Here is a 20673-nt window from a genome sequence, read left to right as displayed (position 1 = left end):
ACGGCATCTTTTTTTACTTAAATTGAAATGGATCTGTGTCTACTTTTGAACCGATCACTTCAGTTGAATACTTCTTCTCAGTCATAACCGTTTGTAACTTCTTTCTTACTCCTTCGATCATGATCTTCTCGATATTATGACCAGCATCGATAATTTGCAACCCTTCAATCATTGCGTCATGCGCTACATGGTAATAGATATCTCCAGACACAAATACATCCGCACCACTAAATCGTGCCACACTGATGAATTTATTACCATCTCCACCTAGCACCGCAACCTTCTTCACAGTAGATGACAGGTCCCCTACTATTCGTACACCTTTTGATCCAAGCTTTTCTTTCGTCAAGTTTGCAAACTCTTCAAGGCTCATCTCATTTTTTAGATATCCAATACGCCCAAGACCGTAAGATTTCGCTTCATTTTCAAGTGGGTAAATATCATAAGCTACTTCTTCATATGGATGTGCTTTAAGCACAGCTCTCAGAATCTTTGTCTGTTCATCAGCTGGAAAGATACTTTCGATTTTCACTTCATCCACAGCCTCTACCTTACCCTGCTCACCTAAATAAGGGTTTGTCCCTTCAGTTGGTTTGAATCTTCCAGTACCTCCAGAGCTAAATGTACAATTACTATAGCCTCCTATAAATCCGGCGCCAGCTTGACCAAGAGCTTCTCGCACTTCAGACTCATGCGTGGATGGAACAAATACTGCGATTTTCTTATATGATTCTTTAAATGTTTTCACTAGTACTTCTGTATTCGTTAAGCCGAGCGCTTCTGCTAACATATCGTTTACACCGCCAGGCGCAACATCCAAATTTGTATGTGCAGCGTACACTGTTATATCATGTTTAATTAATTGCGCTATCATCTTGCCTTGTTCTGTATCTAGATTAATTTTCTTAAGAGGTTTATAGAGAATTGGATGATGAGCAATAATCAAGTCTACCTCTTCACGAATAGCTTCCTCAACTACTGTTGGCAAGACATCTAGCGTCGTCATTACTTTGTTTATTTTTTTGTTGAGGCTCCCAACCTGCAGACCTATCGGATCACCATCTTCTGCATACTTCTTCTTTGACCATGATTCGAATTCTTGAATGATCGCTTGTCCTGAAGCTTGCTTACTCAAGATATGACCTCCTTAATTATATCAATTTCATAGTTAACTTTCGCTTCTTTCTCTGATGGTACTTCAGCATTTTCCATCGAACGAAGGATACGCTCCCTCTTCTCAAGTTCGTGCTTCCATTTCTTGATAAATGCTTCATTTTTCTCCTTAGCGAGCTTTGGACCAACTAAAATGGCTTTCGCTCGTTCTCTCTCACTTAAAGATCGATAAGGATTATCTCCATTCCCAACATCAAACACGAGCACTTCATATATTTTTTTATCTTCTTCAAGGATGCGCTCATCGACTAATTCCCAGTCTAGTTCAGCCAGGCGTTGTCTTAACAGATGAGCAGCGACATTTGGTTGCAGAATAAGGCGTGAAACACCATTTAACTTTTCTATCCCCTCAAGAAGAATAGTACGAATGAGTTGTCCACCCATACCAGCAATCGTTATAACGTCTACTTCCCCAGGCTCTACAACTTGTAAACCATTTCCTTTTCTGACTGAAATACTTTCTGAAAAGCCACTTCGATTCACTTGATTAACAGCAGATTGAAAGGGCCCTTCATTCACTTCCCCTGCGATTGCATATGAAATTCTTTGTTGATTCATTAAATAACACGGTAAATACGCATGGTCTGAGCCAATATCTGCAACAGAACTATTAGCAGGTACATAACTAGCCACCATTTTTAATCGGTCTGACAATAGTTTATCGTTCATGATGTCACCACTACTCATTAGATTTTCATTTATTAAATTACCCTTAAAAGTTATCGATTAAAAGGCGATTGGATCTTTGTATCAAACACGTTTGCTTGAAAGCAATTACAAATAGAAAAGCCTTCTGTTTACACAGAAAGCTTCTAATCTCATCTTATTTCTTCTCAGAAAGCCACTTGGCAACGGCTTCTGCTTGTTCACCTTGAATGACACCGGCTGGCATACCAGAGCCTTTACCGTTTTTAATAATTCCTAGGATCTCATCCTTGGAATATTTGCCACCAACTGCATTTAAAGCAGGGCCAACTTGACCTCCAAGGTCTCCTCCGTGACAAGATGCACAGTTCTGGGAATAAATCTCTTCAGGAGCAGCAGCTTCAGCTTTCTGTTCTTCTTTTCCACCAGAAGCTTCTTCTTCGCCACCCTGTTGCATTGCCCAAAAAGAAACGCCAATAATGAGAATAAATCCGATGACTGCTGTCCATGCAAATGGAATAAGCGGATTCTTTTTCATTTTTTTTCCTCCTTGTACCGATTCGCTGATGTAGTTTTCCCCAAATATGTAAGAGTAAACAAATCATTATATATTTTACTTGAAAACGCTATGAATGAAAAGGGAAACCGAGGCAAATCACATATTTGTCAACTTTTGTTTAACCTTGTTCTATCATAGCAAATATTCTTCATAAAACAAAATGCACCAGCGTTTGAGCCGGTGCATCAATACGATTAAACTCCAGAATTTTGTTGCGCCCATTTTAAAGCCGTTTCTCGCAGGCGATATTTTTGTATTTTACCAGATGCTGTCATCGGATAATGATCGATGAAGAAAATATGAGCAGGTATCTTATACCTCGCTATTTTATTCTGGCAGTACTCCAGTATATCAGTCTCAGTTATTTCTTGTCCTTCTTTTTTCTGAATGCACGCAACTACCTTTTCTCCATATTTTTCGTCTGGAATTCCAATTACTTGAACATCAAGTATTGCTGGATGAGTATAAAGAAATTCTTCAATTTCACGAGGGTAGACGTTTTCTCCCCCTCTGATAATCATATCTTTTAGGCGGCCTGTAATTTTCACATAGCCTTCTTCGTCCATTTCAGCTAGATCCCCAGTATGTAACCAGCCTTCGTCATCAATTGCATCACACGTGGCGTCAGGCATCTTGTAATACCCTTTCATCACATGGTATCCCCTTGTACACAATTCACCAGTAACATTTGCGCCAGCATTATCACCAGAAATCGGATTCACAATTTTGACCTCAACTTCAGGAAGAGCTTTACCAACTGAATTCACGCGGTACTCTACTGGATCATTGGTTCTTGTCTGAGTAATAACCGGTGATGATTCGGTCTGTCCATATGCAATGGTGATCTCAGTCATATTCATTTGGTCCATGACCTTCTTCATTACTTCGATCGGACATGGACTCCCGGCCATAATTCCTGTTCGTAACGTTTCTAAATTAAATGTCTCGAAGGAAGGATGGTTTAATTCAGAAATAAACATAGTCGGTACCCCATGGAGAGCGGTACACTGTTCTTTCTCCACGGTTTGAAGTACGAGTTCAGGGTCAAATTCAACTATAGGAAAGATTGAAGCTCCAGAAGAAAATGCTGCTAATGTTCCAAGCACGCACCCAAAGCAATGAAAGAATGGAACCGGTATGCATAAGCGGTCTTTTTCTGAAAGCTCCATACATTGTCCAATATGATATCCATTATTGAGGATATTCGCGTGAGTCAGCATAACACCTTTCGGAAAACCTGTTGTACCTGAAGTGTACTGCATGTTTATCACATCATCGGGGTCCAGACTCCCTTTACGCTGGATAAATTCATCATCCAGAACATTTACATTTCCATCCATAAAGGTTTGCCATGATTTGAATTCTTCACGATTTTCCGAACCTATAAATACAACGTCCTTCAAATACGGTAACGCAGAAACTGCACAACTACCGTTCACTACCTTGTCATTGTCCTTTAATAGGCTTAAGAATGCTTCAGGATAAGATGTGCCTTTAAAACCGTTGATCAAGAATAATCTTGTTGCATCGGATTGCATTAACACATACTCTAACTCAGTGCTTTGGTAATTTGTATTGACTGTTACGAGTACCGCTCCTATCTTGGCAGTGGCAAATTGAAGTAAAAGCCATTCAGGGACGTTTGTTGCCCAAACAGCCACATGCTCACCTTTTTCTACTCCAAGATTCATAAGGGCTTTAGCAGTACGGTTTACTTCCTGATTAAATTCTCTAAACGTGTAGCGTATTTTCTCTTTCGAATAAACCACAGCTTCCCTACTGTAATAACGTTCAACTTGCCGTTCAAGCATGGAACCAATAGTTTCGTGAAGCAATTCCGACATAAGCTCACTCCTATCGTTTATTCTAACCGAGCGCTCGTTCAGTTTAACAGCCAATTTCGCGTGCAATAATTGTACGCTGAATCTCAGATGTGCCTTCACCAATTTCTAGTAGCTTAGCGTCTCTGAAATATCTTTCTACGTGGTAATCTCGCATATAACCATTACCACCATGAATTTGTACAGCCTGGTTGCATACTTCCATACAAATTTCAGATGCGTAAAGCTTGCAAATAGAAGCTTCTTTCGTAAATCGCTTGCCTTGATCTTTTAGCCACGCAGCTTTATATACCATGTTTCTAGCGAGTTCAATTTTCATCGCCATATCAGCAAGCTTGAATTGAATAGCCTGGAACTTCGAGATTGAACGTCCAAACTGTTTTCTTTCGTTTGCATACTGCAACGCCTTCTCATAAGCCGCTTGAGCTATCCCTACAGCCATTGCGCCGATTCCGATACGTCCACCATCTAATGTGATTAAAAACTGTCTAAAGCCGTCTCCACGCTTTCCTAGAAGGTTTTCTTCAGGGACCCTTACATCTTCCATAACCAATTCTGTTGTATTTGAAGAATGAAGGCCCAACTTTTCATAGTTATCAATCACTTTGAACCCATTAGCATCTGTTGGAGATATAATGGCACTAATCTCTTTCTGACCATCTTTACGATCAGTGATTGCTGTCAAAGCAAGATGCTTAGCATACGTGGCGTTTGTGATATAGCATTTGCTGCCATTGATCACCCATTCTCCGTTTTCGAGGTATGCTTCGGTTTCTGTACCTCCCGCATCAGACCCTGCGTTAGGCTCCGTTAGTCCAAACGCTCCTAGAGATTCACCTGAACAGATAGGGGCAAGATACTTTTGCTTTTGTTCTTCTGTTCCAAATAGGTTCAATGGCGCTCCACCAAGTGATACATGAGCGGAATAAGTAATACCTGTTGAGCCACATGCACGGCTTAATTCTTCTACAACGGTAGCAAAACTTATCGTATCAGCTCCTCCACCACCGTACTCTTCGGGAAATGGTAAACCCATGATACCTAAATCGCCAAGCTGCTTAAAGATCTCTACTGGAAACTTTTTTTCTTTGTCTCGTTTCTCTGCGTCTGGGGCAACTACTTCATCCGCAAATTCACGAATCATTTTTTGAATCATTTTTTGCTCTTCTGTTAAGTCGAAATGCATTTTCAAGAACCTCCTGTTTTACGCGCTTTTTGTATACGCTTTCATTTTATTATCTCGTTTAAGATTGATTTTTTCAACATTTTAGAAAATAAAAATAATTTTATTGTGTTAATTTTTCGCTTATTCTTTTGGTTTATCTATGGTAGAAGGAATCCTTCTACAAATAATGCCAATTGTGGATTTGCAAATCGAAAGAAAAATCAGTAAAATAAATGACAAGAAATGTATCTTATTAAAAGAGATTAGAAATTTTGCTTACTATACAAAAAAACTCCCTGCCGGAATGCAACCAGACAGAGAGTTTTGCATATTATTCTATTCTAGAAAATCCTTTAGACGCTTACTTCTGCTCGGGTGACGAAGTTTACGAAGAGCTTTCGCTTCAATTTGACGAATTCTTTCTCGTGTAACTCCGAACACGCGTCCTACTTCTTCAAGGGTCCTAGTTCGGCCGTCATCTAGTCCAAAGCGAAGTCGAAGCACATTCTCTTCACGGTCAGTAAGGGTATCTAGCACATCTTCAAGCTGTTCTTTTAAAAGCTCATAAGCTGCAGCATCTGATGGCGCTAACGCATCCTGGTCTTCGATGAAATCACCTAGATGAGAATCGTCTTCTTCACCAATTGGCGTTTCGAGAGAGACTGGCTCTTGTGCGATCTTTAAGATCTCACGAACTTTGTCAGGTGAAAGTTCCATTTCTTTACCAATTTCCTCAGGGGATGGCTCTCGACCAAGATCTTGGAGAAGCTGACGTTGTACTCGAATTAGTTTGTTTATCGTCTCAACCATATGCACTGGAATACGAATTGTTCTAGCCTGATCGGCAATTGCACGAGTAATGGCTTGACGAATCCACCAAGTTGCATACGTACTAAACTTGTAACCTTTACGATAATCGAACTTTTCAACGGCTTTGATTAGACCCATGTTTCCTTCTTGAATTAGATCAAGGAAAAGCATACCTCTACCAACATAACGTTTGGCAATACTTACAACGAGTCTAAGGTTTGCTTCAGCAAGACGGCGTTTTGCTTCTTCGTCACCTTCTTCTATGCGCTGAGCGAGACTAATCTCCTCGTCTGCAGATAGCAAATCTACACGACCGATTTCCTTAAGGTACATTCTTACGGGATCATTTATTTTCACACCCGGTGGTACACTCAGGTCGTTTAAATCAAACTCTTCTTCTTTTTGAACTTCTTGCGGAGAAGGGTTATCTGTATTATCTTCGATAACTTCAACACCCTGTTCCTCCAAATACTCGAAAAATTCATCCATTTGGTCTGAATCTTGCTCAAACGGCGATAACCGCTCAACGATCGTAGAGTAAGTAATCAAGCTTGTTTTCTTTCCAAGCTCTACTAACTGCTCTTTTACTTGATCGATGGTTAATTCACCTTCCGCCGGTTGGCGTGTAGGTTTCTCAGCCATTCGATCCCCTCCTTCCATATATCTCAACACATCAAGTATTATTCGTAAGCTTAAGATGAGTTTTTAAGGTTCTTTTTCATCTCAAGAATTTCCATAGCGATTTTTGCTGCCTGTACAAAGTCTTGTTTTGATTCAGCTTCTTTCTTCTCTTTTTCTTTCTCTTCTATCTTTATCCATTCTGGATAAATTAACACCTGTCGGATATAATCTTGTAGCTCTTTGTCCGACACGTCGTTATTCAAATCCATCATAGCCAGCTCAGAAGCGATTTTAACAAGGTTTGAGTCAGAAAGCTGTTCCATAAAGTGACTAATATCTGCTTCATGGCCTGCAGCATAGAAGCTGTACAAATACGCTGCAATCGCACTATGCTCATCAATATTAAACGAACCGCCAACTTCTTCCTGAACTTTTTCCGCGACATCAAGATCACGCATCATGTAAGCGAGAAGGATGCGTTCAGCATTATGAAACGCGGGCAGAAGTCTTTTCTTCACATAGAAATTTTTCCTAGCATTATTATCCCTTTTCGGAGGGGCTTTATCCTTCTTATTCTTCCTCTCCTTATAAAATTGGGATGCTTGCTGCTTCAATGCATCAAGTGAAATGGAGAATTCCTGTGAAAGCTGTCTAAGATAATGATCACGTTCAACAGCTTTCGTCAGTCCGCTTATTTCTCTGAGTACTTCTTCGATATAACGGATTCGTTCTCCTTCATCTGATAGGTTTTTTCCTGTTCTGAAAAACTCCATTTTAAAAGCCATCACAGTTGGCGCTGCCCCTATTACATCCTTTTCGAAACGATCTGCACCGTATTTTTGGATATAGTCATCGGGATCTAGCCCATTAGGCATCTTCGCAATCCTTACATAACAACCCGCTTCCTGAAGCTCTTCGGCTGCTCGCAGTGCTGCATTAATACCAGCTTTATCTGAGTCGTAGCAAACGATCGCTGAATCAGTTTGTCTACGAATTAAACGTGCTTGGTCTTTTGTTAAGGAAGTTCCTAAACTCGCTACAACGTTTTCTACCCCATTACCGTAAGCACTAATCACATCCACATATCCTTCAAGAAGGATTGCCTGATCTTTCATCCGAATAGAAGACCTTGACAGGTGGAATCCATAGAGCATTTTTCCCTTTTGAAAAAGGGCAGTTTCGGGACTGTTAAGATACTTAGGTTCACCGCTTCCAACAATTCTTCCACCGAAAGCAACTGTTCTTCCCTTTGCATCCCAGATTGGAAACATGATTCGATTTCGAAAACGATCAAAATACTTCCCGTCAAACTCTCGTCTTGAAAGCAGTCCTGCATCTGCAACTTTAGATAGAGGGTAATTTCTTTTAGTTAAATAATTTGTAGCGTAGTCCCATGAGTCAGGGGCAAAACCAAGCTGGAATTTTTCAATCATTTCCTCAGTAAAGCCACGCTTTTCAAGGTATTCCTTAGCCTGTTTCCCTTCAGGCGTCTTAACCATGCAATAATTATATAATTTACCTAGAAAACCGTGGGCTTTAAGCATTACATCTTTATCAGATGAAGCTTTCGAACTCGATTGCTGATCATTATCGATTTCGGGTAGCTCGATACCAGCTCGTTGTCCAAGTGTTTGAACAGCTTCTATAAAGTTATATCCTTCAATTTCCATTAAAAATGAAAATGCATTGCCACCAGTTCCACATCCAAAGCAATGATAGATTTGTTTATCAGGTGCTACTGAAAAAGAAGGAGTGCTTTCCCCATGAAAAGGGCAAAGACCAAAAAAGCTTCTCCCCTGTTTCTTGAGTTGGACATAATCACTTACTACATCCACAATATCTGTGGAACGGCGAATCGCTTCAATCTTTTCTTCCGGGATTCTAGCACTCATCATTTATCACCAACAGGTTTTTATAGATTCGATAAACAAAAATAATCTCCTTCATATTTCGACAAAATATCAATAAATTCTTTACGAAATTGTTCACGATCCTGGTTAGTGAACTTTTTAGGACCTTTTGTATGCTTGCCAGCTCGTCTACTTTTAGACGCGAGGTATCGTGTATGTAGGAGAGTGGAGATGTTCTCTTCAGTGTACTTTTTCCCTCTAGGAGATAAGATGAAAACGCCTTTTGGTAATAAAAGGCTTGCTAGTCCATAGTCCTGAGTTATGGCAATATCTCCTTTAGTCACGTGGCGATGAATATAAAGGTCTGCCTCTTCCTTTTCAGAGTCTACCATAACCCATTTAGCACTTTGGAACGTCGAGCTCATATGAGCATATGAAGCTACAAATACAATTTCAGTATTTACCAATGCCCTTTGAAAAGACATGATTTCTTCTTTTATCGGAACCGGACAGGCGTCTGCATCGACAAAAAGCGTCAGTTTCTTTTTCGTCATAATTCTCTATTCTACATCTCCCTGAGTTATCCTTCTTTTAGCATTTATGTTTTAACTTTCAGAATTTTAACTACTACTGCATTTATTAGGTAATCGATAAAGTTATTATTATGATTATAGACAAATTTTATTGACAATATTTGATTATATACTAAATTAATTAAATTGAACAGATATTTGCAACAAAAAACATACTACCAAGACTATTTTTTTGGTAGTATGCTTAATAAATTGTGTTAGGAAGAATGTTTTCCCCTATAAAGGCTTAAAATTAAATTTGCCGTTTCCTCTACTGCTCGATTCGATACATCGATTACCTGGCAGTTCATTTTATGAATAACCTTGTCGAAATACTCTAGCTCTTCATTAATACGGGACATATTCGCATAGCTTGCTTCAGCATCCAGCCCTAACGCTTTTAAACGTTCTTTCCGGATATCGTTTAATTTTTCAGGGCTGATTTTGAGCGCGTAGCACTTACCTTCAAGGGCTTTGAATAACTCTTCTGGCGGCTCAACTTCCGGCACGATCGGTACATTAGCAACTTTCAGTCTCTTATGAGCTAGGTATTGAGACAATGGAGTCTTCGATGTTCTAGATACCCCAACAAGTACGATATCAGCTAGCCCGATACCTCTTGGATCTCTTCCGTCATCATATTTAACAGCGAACTCGATAGCCTCAACTCTTCTAAAGTAGTCTTCATCAAGTTTATGTACAAGGCCTGGCTCATTACGAGGCTCTTTCCCGATTGCTTTCTGGATGTGGTCGATCATTGGTCCAATGATATCTACGACTTGAACTTGTTCTTTAGATGCCACATTTAATAAGAACTCCCGAAGTTCTGGTACCACAAGAGTAAAAGCAACAATTGCATTCATTTCTTTTGCAAGTGTCATTACTTCTTGAATCGTAGCAGAATCTTCTACATATGGGACCCTTCTGACATCGAAGTCAGTAGGATCAAATTGGCTTGTTGCAGCCTTCACGACTAACTCAGCAGTTTCACCCACTGAGTCAGAAATCACATATACGACTGCACGGTTTGTTGTATTCGTCATATGTACCTCCTACACTAAATAATTTCATTCTTTGCTAGGTCAACAAGTGCCTTAGTGATATTGGTTTTGGTTATTCGGCCGATAACCTCCATCCCCTCAGAATCCTCTTTTACGATCGGTAACGCATCAATTTGTTTTTCGATCAATCGATTCGCTACTTCAATAAGCATATCATCTTGAAGACAAACTGTGATATTAGGCATTCTAGTCATTATAATCGTAACAGGAATACTCTGTAAATCTTGCTTTCCAAGAGCAGCTCTTAGCAAGTCTTTTCTTGAAAGAACACCTACTAGGTGAGCCTTTTTATTAACAACGAATAATGTGCCGACATCTTCTAGAAACATAGAGCAAATCGCATCATAAACACTAGTATTTTCCTGTACAACAACCGGAATCGATTTATAATCATCAACCTTAATTTTCTTTATTTTTTCGGTAAGCAACTGAGAACCAGTCTTACCAGTGTAAAAATACCCTACCCTAGGTCTTGCATCGAGATAACCCGCCATCGTTAAAATTGCAAGGTCTGGTCGAAGTGTAGCTCTTGTTAAACTAAGTTTATCTGCAATATGTTCACCAGTTATAGGGCCTTCATTCTTTACAATTTGAAGGATTGTTTCCTGACGATTGTTCAGTTCGATTTGACTCACCACCTTACTCAAAAATGTTATACTTTATTTTCATTATTATATACTATTAACGTCATTTCGTAAAAGTGTACGATCTTATACGCCTTATTCTTGATCAATCTAGCAATAAATAGCAAAAACCCTGGAAGCTTTCCAGGGTTTTTGCTATTCAAGCTTAAATCGGTCTAACTGTTCAAGAAACCGCTTTGATTTCAGAAAGAGACCGGAGTACGCATCGAAGTATTGATTCAAAACCTCTCTGATTTCTTTCTTGGTTTCTGTCTTCAATGAGATGTTTCCAAGTCTTGCAAGGTCCATCTGTGCAAACAAATGAAGGAGTTCTGCTGTTTTTTTCTTCAATGGGATATGATATGGGTCGATCGATAAGCAACGGTGGCACAAAAAACCACCCTCTCGAATTGAAAATTCGAATTTTCCGTTATCTTGACCACAATTTACGCAGCACCTTAGCTGAGGATTGATTCCTGCGACACTCAGCATTTTTAGTTCGAAAATGAATAATACTACCTCAGGATCCTTTTCTTCATCGAGGGCATGCATAACTTGATAAAGAGTTTCAAATAGATAAGGATTAGGCTTCTTATCTTCAGTTAATTTATCGACAAGCTCTACCGCATAGGCCGCATATGAAGTTAAAAATAAATCATTGCGAATAGAGCGAAAGGAGTCGATCGCTTCACCTTGGTTTAAACCGCCCAGTCCTGATGTATGTTGGTATAAATAGTGACCATAAACAAAAAGTTGAGAAACGGCAGAAAGACGGCTTTTTGGTTTTTTCGCGCCTCTTGCCATGACGCCAACCTTACCCGTCTCCCTTGTATAAAGAGTAATTATTTTGTTGGTTTCTCCATAATCAACTGTTCTTATTACAATACCTTCAACTTTTTTCAACAAGGAGTTTCACCAACCCATTCCTTGTCAATCATTCCACCATAACGTCAAGTAAGTCGAGGCACCTCTTCGGTTTCTATCAGTGGCTCAGAATCTTCAGTATCCAGGCATTCCATTTCCTTTAAAAGAAGATAAGTATCGATGTTCCCTGTTTCACAAAACACTTTCCAGGTAAACTCCAACAACTCAGATCCCACCTTTCAATTTTAAAAAGCTTCCCTCTTACTAACTAGCTTGACCCTGGTTATGTTTGTTTATGTGATGGAATATTTGACAAATTTTATCTTAATAATCGTCTTCTTTATAGCCATAGTCTCTAAGAGAGGTCGTTTTGTTTCTCCAGTCTTTCACAACCTTGACCCAGATCTCCATGTAAACTCTAGAACCAAGTAATGCTTCGATGTCCTTTCTTGCTCTCTTTCCAATTTCCTTAAGAAGCTTTCCTTGCTTACCGATAATAATGCCTTTTTGGGAAGATCGCTCAACCACTACAGTCACATGAATATCGATAACATCTGAACCTTCTCTTTGTTTCATTTGTTCTGTTACGACGGTAACAGAATGCGGAATTTCTTCTCTTGTTAAATGAAGCACTTTCTCTCTAACAAGTTCAGAAACAATAAATCGCTCAGGATGGTCTGTAACGTGATCACTTGGATAATACTGCGGACCTTCCTCCATGTAAGCGATAACCTGATCGAGTAGAGTATTCACGTTATTACCCTGCAATGCCGAAATAGGCACAACTTCGGCAAATGAATATTTATCTTTATAAAAATCGATCAATGGAAAGAGCTCGTCAGGATGAACTTGATCAATTTTATTAATAACTAGAAAAACAGGACTTTCAACGTTTTGTAAACGTTCTATAATATACTGATCTCCTGCTCCATAACCTTCTTCCGCATTGATTACGAATAGAATAAGATCAACCTCATTCAGAGAACTCTGAGCCATTTTGATCATAAAATCGCCTAGTTTATGCTTAGGTTTGTGGATTCCGGGAGTATCGATGAACACAACTTGGGAATCATTTGATGTATAGACGCCTTGTACTTTATTACGTGTGGTTTGAGCTTTGTCACTCATAATTGCAATCTTTTGACCAATCACTTGATTTAATAATGTTGATTTTCCAACATTAGGTCGTCCTACAATTGAAACAAAGCCAGATTTAAACTCTTCTTTACTCATTTAAGTCCTCCGGTGAAAATGCGCCAGGAAGTAATTCACTGACCGTTAATTCTTGGATTTGTCCATCTAAATTTGTAAGGATCACCTGCATAGAGGGATCACATAGTTCAGATATAACCTGTCGACACGCTCCACAAGGAGGTACTGGTCTATTCGTATCTGCCACTACAGCAATCGCACTATATTTCGTGTGTCCTTCTGAATAAGCCTTAAAAAGTGCAGTTCGTTCAGCACAATTACACATACTGTATGCTGCGTTTTCAATGTTACATCCACCAAAAACAGTTCCATCCTCTGAAAGTAAAGCAGCTCCTACTTTAAATTTTGAATATGGCACATAGGCCATCTCTCTCGCTTTTCTTGCCTCTTCTATTAACATCTTTTTATCCATGTATAGTAGCCTCCTTATGACTGTAACAAACGTATGATTGGTTCAAAAAAGAGAAGGAATCCGATTATAACCGAAATAATTGCAAAAAGAAAGACTGCAGCCGCTGATACATCCTTCGCAACCTTAGCCATCGGGTGCTCCTCTTCAGTAACTAAGTCAACAACTCTTTCAATACCGGTATTAAGCGCTTCAATACTTAACATGATTCCGATTACACAAAGTAGTATGCTCATCTTTACTACTGAAAAGTGAAGGACAAATGCCATTATTACTACAATCGTTCCTACTATTATGTGAAACAAAAAGTTTTGCTCATTGCGAACCAAATAAACGAAACCTTGAAATGCGTACTTAAAACTATTTAAAAAACGTGAAAGCCTGGATTTCCTAACGCGAAAGCCCATATTGCTCCAAGATATTCTTCTGTTTATTAAACATTTCTTTTTCGTCTTCTTCATTCATATGATCGTAGCCTAATAAGTGAAGAAAGCCGTGAACCGTTAGGAAGCCAAGCTCTCTCTCGAAACTATGACCATATTCGTTCGCTTGTTCTGAAATCTTTTCAACACATATCACAATTTCACCTAGTAAATGAGGAAACCCTTCCCCAACGATAACTTGATCTTCTTCCCCATCATCAAGTGCGAACGATATGACATCAGTAGAGTAATCCTTGTCACGGTACTCTCGATTAATTTCAGTAATACGGTCCGTATCAACAAACATAACTGATACTTCACTGGCTTTCTCTACTTCTTCTTTTTCTGCTGCAAACATAAGTAGTTCTTTCATCATGTTAAATTGTTCTTCTGTTATTTTGTTCGTTTCGTCAAAAAACTCAACTTCTACGCTCATGATGTCACCTTCTTTTTTAATTCTGTTGGATATTCAATTCTACTATGAAAGATTCCGTTAAGTGTTTCTAGAATCGTTTTCGCTACAATATCAAGTTCTCGTAATGACAAATCACATTCATCAAACTGTCCATCTTCCAGGCGTTCTGTAATGATTTTCTTAACGAGCGTCTCAATTTTATCAGGGCTAGGTTTTTGCATGGATCGGACAGCAGCTTCAATACAATCGGCTATGCCAACAACTGCAGCTTCTTTTGTTTGAGCCTTAGGTCCTGGATAGCGAAAATCGGTTTCGGGAATTCCATGATCTAATTGTTCTAGCGCTTTATAATAAAAATATTTCAACAAGCTTGTACCATGATGTTGTTCAGCAATATCCACTATTTCCTTAGGAAGTCGATACTTCCTTAACAAATCTGCTCCATCTGTTGCGTGTGAAATGATAATGGTTTTACTCAACTGTGGAGCAATTTTATCATGGGGATTTTCCATATTCATCTGATTTTCAATAAAAAAATGTGGTCTCTTTGTCTTTCCAATATCGTGATAATATGCCCCAACTCTTGCAAGTAATCCATTTGCATCAATCGCCTCACAAGCAGCTTCAGATAAATTCGCTACCATTACACTATGATGATAAGTACCCGGGGTTTCTACAAGTATTTTTCTTAAAAGAGGGTGGTTCGGGCTTGAAAGCTCGATTAATCTCGTTGTTGAGACAATTCTAAAACCGGCTTCAAAGAATGGCATCAATCCTAGTGTCAGAACGGATGATAGAAACCCTGATAGGAATGCAAAAATCATATGGTAGCCGATTTCTCCCCCGCCATATTGTCCATTCTTCAACATTAATAATACAGCCACAGAAAGCATGTTTATCAATGAAACGAGTAATCCGGCTTTTAAGATATTCGACCGTAAGTTCCTTCTCCCTAAAAAAAAGACTCCAGATAATGAGCTCATCAGGACATAAAATGAAAGCGATGCATTCATAGGTCCAGTGATTTCCCCATTAAAAAACACACCTGCACAAACAGCAAACAACAAACTGGAAGCGATTGCAATCTGCTCATTAAACAACATCTTTATAAGCATCGATCCCAATGCTGCTGGTACGATATATGCTATACCTGGAAGCTCGATCGTTCCAAGCAAACTAGAGAGTTTAAGAACGAGCAACGTACTAAAGAAAACCAGTACGATGATGAAAAGGTTAGTGTTCTTCGTTCTCACACGATCTTCGATATCTTGGACGAAGTAATACAAATAACCTGAAAGCAATAAGACTAATAATGCTAGACCGATATATGGAATCGGATCAAATCCGTCATCAAGCAACCCCGCAAGTCTTAGGTTGTCCATTACTTCCCTGTTAATGATCATCCCTTCTTCTACAATAATTTGTCCCTCACGAATCATGACAGGCTGAACGGATTCTATAGCTTCCTGCCTACTTTGCTCCGTTAACTCTGGATCAAGGAAGTAGTTAGGAACGATCGCTTGTTGAGCGACAGTAATCATTGCTTGTTTTTGATCTTTAGGCAAGGATGTTAAAGATAGCCTAGTTTCAACATCACTTTGTGCTTGTTCTAGGTTGTCGATAGACACTTTATCTGTCATCACTTCCATAACCTCAGATAAAGTAAGTTCCTTGATTAAACTAATTTGAGTAAGTTCTGCTTCTAAGAATGGCTTAAGAGTCTCATCGCTGATATCTTCCGCCATAGAAGTCGATAAGAGTGTTCTTAGTTCGTTTAGTTGTTCCTCGATCGTTTTACTATCATTCTGATTTTCTTCAGGCTTCTTTACCTCTTCTACTCCTGAAAACAAGTCATTTAGATTATCTACTTGACCTTGCAACACTTCATCCCTGTAAACATACTTGCCTTCAATTTGAGCAGCTTTGGAACGTGCTTCTTCCGTTGCTTTCTTATTTTCTATTGTAATCGGTGAAGCAATATCATGGTTAGCTCTTGAATAAAGAGATATATTTAATGATTCTGGCATAACGTTTGAAAGCATCGTTACATACATAACGATTGCAGCAAAAGCGTATAACGACCATTTCGTAATATGACCACCTTCAAGAAGACGGAGATTATGCTTGAGAAAGCTTTTAATCTTCGTAAACATCAACTGCTTCACCTCACAGTATTAACGCTTAGAGCTTGTACCCTTCTCATATTTTATCAGAATTCGTCCAAAAAAGGACGAGAATAGGAAAATTAAAGAACGTTAACGATTCTTTAATACAAAAACTACCTGAGCTCTATTTGTGTAGAACTCAGGTAGCTGTGTGATTAATTCTCTTTATGCTCGTATGCATCAATGATTCTTTGGACGAGAGGATGACGAACGACATCCGTTTGCTGAAGATAAATGAAAGAAACATCTTTCACTCGATTCAAAATCTTTTCAGCTGCCGCTAGGCCTGATTCTTTTCCTTTCGGTAAGTCGATCTGAGTAATGTCACCGGTGATCACCATCTTAGAACCAAACCCTAACCTCGTTAAGAACATTTTCATTTGCTGCGATGTTGTATTCTGAGCTTCGTCAAGGATGACATAGCTATCATCAAGAGTTCTACCCCTCATATATGCTAAAGGAGCAATCTCAATCGTTCCTCGCTCGATTAAACGCGTGGTTTGCTCGACTCCCAACACATCATGCAAAGCGTCATACAAAGGACGCAAATAAGGATCAACCTTTTCTTTTAAATCACCAGGTAAAAAGCCAAGGCTCTCACCTGCTTCAACCGCAGGGCGTGTTAACACGATTTTCTTTACTTGATTATATTTCAATGCTGCTACTGCCATAACAACAGCTAAATACGTTTTACCTGTACCTGCCGGGCCTATTCCGAAAACTAGATCATTTTTCTTCATGGCAGACACATAGTGACGTTGTCCCAACGTCTTCACTTTAATAGGCTTACCTTTTGCATTTGTCGTGATTTCTTCTTGATATAGCTCTAGGAGTTGATCAATCATTCCCTGCTGCACAAGTTGACAGGCATACACGACATCTCTGCCTGATATACTCGCTCCTCGCTTTATGAGTGACTGAAGGGTGGACATAACGTCCTTAACCATCTCAACTGCATCATCGCTACCTTTGACTGATATGCCTTCACCACGTGTAACCAGCGAAACCTGGAGTGCTTCTTCAATTATTTTGAGATGCTCATCTCCTGGGCCAAATAGAGTTTGAGCTTCGTTTGAATTTTCTAATTGCATGGATAAGTCAACAAATCGTTCTGTCAATAGACCTCAATCTCCTTGAACAATAGGTATATTTTTTCCAATTTCCTCTATCACTTCAAAGTGTATCTTTACGTTTACTTTACCATTCTCTACCTTCTCGTGCAAAATCTTTTCTGTTTTAATTTCTGCATTATCCGCCGTTTTATCTTTTATGTCCTCTCTAGCAACGATACGTGCAGCGTCGACCGCTTCTTTATCTGTATATGTTCGTTCGACCTCTTTCGTCTCCAACATTTGATTGGATAAAATAGAGAACGGTAATTGCCATTTCAAGAAACGAAAATTTGTTTCGCGTTCATTACTTTCATAATTCTTAAAATCAGGTGCTTTTATACCCCAAATTGGAACATATAATCCAAATATTCCAAGTGAATGATTAGTCTTTGATTGTCCGGTATGTGTGACGAAAGAAGAATTAAGCGGTATTGACACTGTTGACACATACCATGTCCTCCCGAAAACTTCTCCTCTAGCAGGAACAAGTTGACTCTTTTCTTCCTTCCCAATGAACCCCGAAATTAGAAGCTGACCAGGTTTCACAAATGCATTTTCTTTCACCTTGGCTTGCCCCTCTTCAACATACATCTTCGTGATTATAGCCTTTTTCTTCGCAACAATGTGCCTCGGGCTTGCAGCTGGCTCTTTTTCCGGAAGTTGTTTTTGAACAACTTGAAAATGATAAGATGTTCCATTCCGCTTAACCCCTATCCACGTAACTTCTTGCAAACTTTCTGAAAGCTCTTGCTGTAATTCCTGGTTGGTTGGCAACTGAAAAATAAATTTTCCTTTCTTCACTCCTAGTTCATATGCTGCTTTTCTAAGTTTATGTTCAACCTCTGGAGTGGCACCATTAACCGAGACACCCCATACCATATTTGATAATATTAAAATCAATAGAACGGATCCGATCGCTCCCGCCAAAAAACCTCGAGATGAAAGTACCCTTTGAACAATGAAAGGGAAACCTTTACGTTCATGGATTCTTACCTTACATCTCGTCCTCTTCAGATGCGGTCTTATCCTTCTAATATCAGAAACATACAATGATAATAAGATCGTTACATCATCCAATCGGCGAATATCCCAAATTGGAATACCATATTCAATGCACCTGTTAATAAACAGCTCTGTATAGCTGCCCACAACTTTAATTCGAACATACCCTGAAAAAATCTCTCGAATGTATTCTTTCATCATTGACCCCCTGTATTCAGTCCGGGTCTTGAAAGCCCCTACATATCTTCAGGTCTCTCAAGGTAGGAAACATGCTCGATTTTGCCTTCTAGCAATATCTCCTCAGGCAATATGGTTTTTAGCATGAAGTCTTTCCCTTTAATTAACAATTGACCCTGTTTTAGGAGGAGCCGCACTTCTTCATTAGAAAACTTCAAGACACCCTGATGGTTCTCTATGTAAATGTGGAGCTGTCCAACCATCGTGATGCGCGGTAAATCCATGACTGCGTCAGCTGGAAGCTTTAATCTACTCGTTAACCATCCTTTTAGGCCATGCCTCCATTTTGCCATGGATACTCCCCCTTTCATCTCATCTTTATGATAGACATAGCCAAACTATCACTTTTTCATAAAAGTAACCCTTATCCTTTTTCATAAAAAAAACCGTCGAGATTTTCTCGACGGCTTTAAGAGACGAAATTCGCCTTGCTATTATCTTTTGTAAGTTTGTTTCATCTTCATCATGGAAGGATGTGCTTTTTTCGAACGAGGCGGTCCTAAAATTTCTGACCAAATAACCCCTTTCTTCACATCCCTTTTCTTAATTGAAATACCACCAATTTCACTTTTGTTAGAAGACTTTTGCTTATATACTTTAAGCTCATCAGATGAATCTCTTCTAGAAGAAATTCGTTCCAAAGCTTCCTCGTATGCTTCATACTGCTCTGGTTTCATATCGTTGAAGCTAGGTTCAGGTGAATCATCATACTGTGAATAAGGTTTATGACCTTGACTGTACCGCTTTTGAACTTCACCCTTGGAGTCAGAACGCTTCTTTTCCTCTTCTTCAGAACCCATCCTTTTGAAGAAGCTCAAGATCCCTCCAATTGCTATAATTACGAAAACGATGTTATTTAACAGTAATTCAATAATACCCTCCAACATCGTCACCTCCATCTGTTGAAAGGATGGTTAGCGATCATCCTCATCTTCATCTTGATCTGACTTTCCGATCATATCGCGCATATCAGTATCAGCTTCAATATTCTTCAGGTTCATGTAGTCCATAACACCAATGTTACCAGAACGCAGTGCTTCCGCCATAGCCATTGGCACTTCTGCTTCTGCTTCTACAACTTTCGCTCTCATTTCCTCAACTCTTGCTCTCATCTCTTGCTCTTGAGCAACAGCCATCGCACGGCGTTCTTCCGCTTTCGCTTGAGCAATATTCTTATCTGCCTCTGCCTGGTCAGTTTGCAGTACTGCCCCGATGTTTTTGCCAATGTCAATATCGGCAATATCGATCGAGAGAATTTCAAATGCTGTTCCAGCATCCAAACCTTTTGCAAGGACTGTTTGAGAAATCATGTCTGGATTCTCTAGGACTTTCTTATGGTCGCGAGAAGAACCAATCGTACTTACGATCCCTTCACCAACCCTAGCAATAACTGTTTCTTCACCAGCTCCACCTACTAGACGATCAATATTTGCACGTACTGTAATTCTTGCTTTTGCTTTAACTTCGATACCATCCATTGCAACACCAGCAATAAACGGCGTTTCGATCACTTTAGGATTAACACTCATCTGTACTGCATCAAGTACATCACGACCTGCAAGATCAATCGCTGCACAACGCTCAAAACTAAGTTCAATGTTAGCACGGTGAGCTGCTATTAATGCATTAACAACTCGGTCAACATTACCACCTGCTAAGTAGTGACTTTCTAATTGATTCGTATTCAGATCAAGTCCTGCCTTCACAGCCTTGATAAGGGGATTAATAACCCGTGATGGAATAACACGTCTAAGTCTCATTCCAACTAGATTGAAAATACTTACCCTTACTCCAGCCGCAAGTGCTGAAATCCATAACATAACTGGTACAAATGTGAATAAGATCGCAAGACCAATAATCACAAGACCTACTATAATAATTAACCCTAATGAACCTGTATCCATTATTTTCCTCC

22 protein-coding genes are annotated in these 20673 nt (G+C 39.4%); all 22 read right to left on the bottom strand.

Annotated elements, in window-relative coordinates:
• Positions 1-13: 13 nt before the first annotated feature.
• Positions 14-1135 (bottom strand): Nif3-like dinuclear metal center hexameric protein, encoded by a 1122-nt coding sequence (locus SJY16_RS07330; RefSeq protein WP_377888456.1) that lies wholly within the window; start codon positions 1133-1135, stop codon positions 14-16.
• Positions 1132-1842 (bottom strand): tRNA (adenine(22)-N(1))-methyltransferase, encoded by a 711-nt coding sequence (locus tag SJY16_RS07325; protein ID WP_377888455.1) that lies wholly within the window; start codon positions 1840-1842, stop codon positions 1132-1134. Before SJY16_RS07325 ends, SJY16_RS07330 begins: the two co-directional genes overlap by 4 nt.
• Before the next feature lie 154 nt (positions 1843-1996).
• Positions 1997-2356 (bottom strand): cytochrome c550, encoded by a 360-nt coding sequence (gene cccA / locus SJY16_RS07320; protein ID WP_377888454.1) that lies wholly within the window; start codon positions 2354-2356, stop codon positions 1997-1999.
• A 215-nt stretch (positions 2357-2571) separates the two neighbouring features.
• Positions 2572-4221, bottom strand: a complete 1650-nt coding sequence (locus SJY16_RS07315) for an AMP-binding protein (protein ID WP_377888453.1) — start codon at positions 4219-4221, stop codon at positions 2572-2574.
• A 43-nt stretch (positions 4222-4264) separates the two neighbouring features.
• Positions 4265-5404: an acyl-CoA dehydrogenase family protein gene (locus SJY16_RS07310; RefSeq protein WP_377888451.1), complete on the bottom strand. Its 1140-nt coding sequence runs from the start codon at positions 5402-5404 to the stop codon at positions 4265-4267.
• 315 nt (positions 5405-5719) lie between these two features.
• Positions 5720-6835, bottom strand: a complete 1116-nt coding sequence (gene rpoD / locus SJY16_RS07305; protein ID WP_377888450.1) for an RNA polymerase sigma factor RpoD — start codon at positions 6833-6835, stop codon at positions 5720-5722.
• Positions 6836-6885: 50 nt separating this feature from the next.
• On the bottom strand, positions 6886-8706 hold the full coding sequence (gene dnaG / locus SJY16_RS07300) for a DNA primase (RefSeq protein ID WP_377888449.1): 1821 nt from the start codon (positions 8704-8706) through the stop codon (positions 6886-6888).
• Positions 8707-8726: 20 nt separating this feature from the next.
• Positions 8727-9218 (bottom strand): YaiI/YqxD family protein, encoded by a 492-nt coding sequence (locus SJY16_RS07295; protein WP_377888448.1) that lies wholly within the window; start codon positions 9216-9218, stop codon positions 8727-8729.
• 236 nt (positions 9219-9454) lie between these two features.
• Complete coding sequence (locus SJY16_RS07290) at positions 9455-10279, bottom strand: pyruvate, water dikinase regulatory protein (protein ID WP_377888446.1); 825 nt, start codon at positions 10277-10279, stop codon at positions 9455-9457.
• A 14-nt stretch (positions 10280-10293) separates the two neighbouring features.
• Positions 10294-10935, bottom strand: a complete 642-nt coding sequence (ccpN, locus tag SJY16_RS07285; RefSeq protein ID WP_377892106.1) for a transcriptional regulator CcpN — start codon at positions 10933-10935, stop codon at positions 10294-10296.
• 141 nt (positions 10936-11076) lie between these two features.
• Entirely contained in the window at positions 11077-11826 is a 750-nt protein-coding gene (gene recO, locus SJY16_RS07280; RefSeq protein WP_377888444.1) for a DNA repair protein RecO, read from the bottom strand.
• 44 nt (positions 11827-11870) lie between these two features.
• Entirely contained in the window at positions 11871-12008 is a 138-nt protein-coding gene (locus tag SJY16_RS07275; protein WP_224878479.1) for a YqzL family protein, read from the bottom strand.
• 100 nt (positions 12009-12108) lie between these two features.
• On the bottom strand, positions 12109-13017 hold the full coding sequence (gene era, locus SJY16_RS07270) for a GTPase Era (protein WP_377888443.1): 909 nt from the start codon (positions 13015-13017) through the stop codon (positions 12109-12111).
• Positions 13010-13408 carry a cytidine deaminase gene (locus tag SJY16_RS07265; RefSeq protein WP_224878481.1) on the bottom strand — a complete coding sequence of 133 codons (399 nt, stop codon included), beginning with the start codon at positions 13406-13408 and terminating at the stop codon, positions 13010-13012. Before SJY16_RS07265 ends, era begins: the two co-directional genes overlap by 8 nt.
• Positions 13409-13422: 14 nt before the next feature.
• On the bottom strand, positions 13423-13812 hold the full coding sequence (locus tag SJY16_RS07260) for a diacylglycerol kinase family protein (RefSeq protein ID WP_377888441.1): 390 nt from the start codon (positions 13810-13812) through the stop codon (positions 13423-13425).
• Positions 13796-14263 carry an rRNA maturation RNase YbeY gene (gene ybeY, locus SJY16_RS07255; protein WP_377888440.1) on the bottom strand — a complete coding sequence of 156 codons (468 nt, stop codon included), beginning with the start codon at positions 14261-14263 and terminating at the stop codon, positions 13796-13798. Before ybeY ends, SJY16_RS07260 begins: the two co-directional genes overlap by 17 nt.
• Positions 14260-16395, bottom strand: a complete 2136-nt coding sequence (locus SJY16_RS07250) for an HD family phosphohydrolase (RefSeq protein ID WP_377888438.1) — start codon at positions 16393-16395, stop codon at positions 14260-14262. The genes ybeY and SJY16_RS07250 overlap by 4 nt, the downstream gene beginning before the upstream one ends.
• Before the next feature lie 167 nt (positions 16396-16562).
• A complete protein-coding gene (locus tag SJY16_RS07245) occupies positions 16563-17525 on the bottom strand; it encodes a PhoH family protein (protein ID WP_377888437.1) in 963 nt (320 codons plus the stop codon).
• Between the two features lie 6 nt (positions 17526-17531).
• The gene (yqfD, locus tag SJY16_RS07240) at positions 17532-18722 is read right to left on the bottom strand and encodes a sporulation protein YqfD (RefSeq protein ID WP_377888436.1); all 1191 of its coding nucleotides are present in this window, start codon (positions 18720-18722) and stop codon (positions 17532-17534) included.
• Between the two features lie 35 nt (positions 18723-18757).
• The gene (gene yqfC / locus SJY16_RS07235) at positions 18758-19051 is read right to left on the bottom strand and encodes a sporulation protein YqfC (protein WP_224878487.1); all 294 of its coding nucleotides are present in this window, start codon (positions 19049-19051) and stop codon (positions 18758-18760) included.
• A gap of 141 nt (positions 19052-19192) precedes the next feature.
• The gene (locus SJY16_RS07230; RefSeq protein WP_377888435.1) at positions 19193-19645 is read right to left on the bottom strand and encodes a hypothetical protein; all 453 of its coding nucleotides are present in this window, start codon (positions 19643-19645) and stop codon (positions 19193-19195) included.
• Between the two features lie 27 nt (positions 19646-19672).
• Positions 19673-20662 (bottom strand): flotillin-like protein FloA, encoded by a 990-nt coding sequence (floA, locus tag SJY16_RS07225; protein WP_377888434.1) that lies wholly within the window; start codon positions 20660-20662, stop codon positions 19673-19675.
• Positions 20663-20673: the final 11 nt, after the last annotated feature.

This window comes from Alkalihalobacillus sp. R86527 (assembly GCF_042466185.1).
GTDB lineage: Bacteria > Bacillota > Bacilli > Bacillales > Guptibacillaceae > Guptibacillus.
This window is presented reverse-complemented; position numbering and strand designations above follow the sequence as displayed.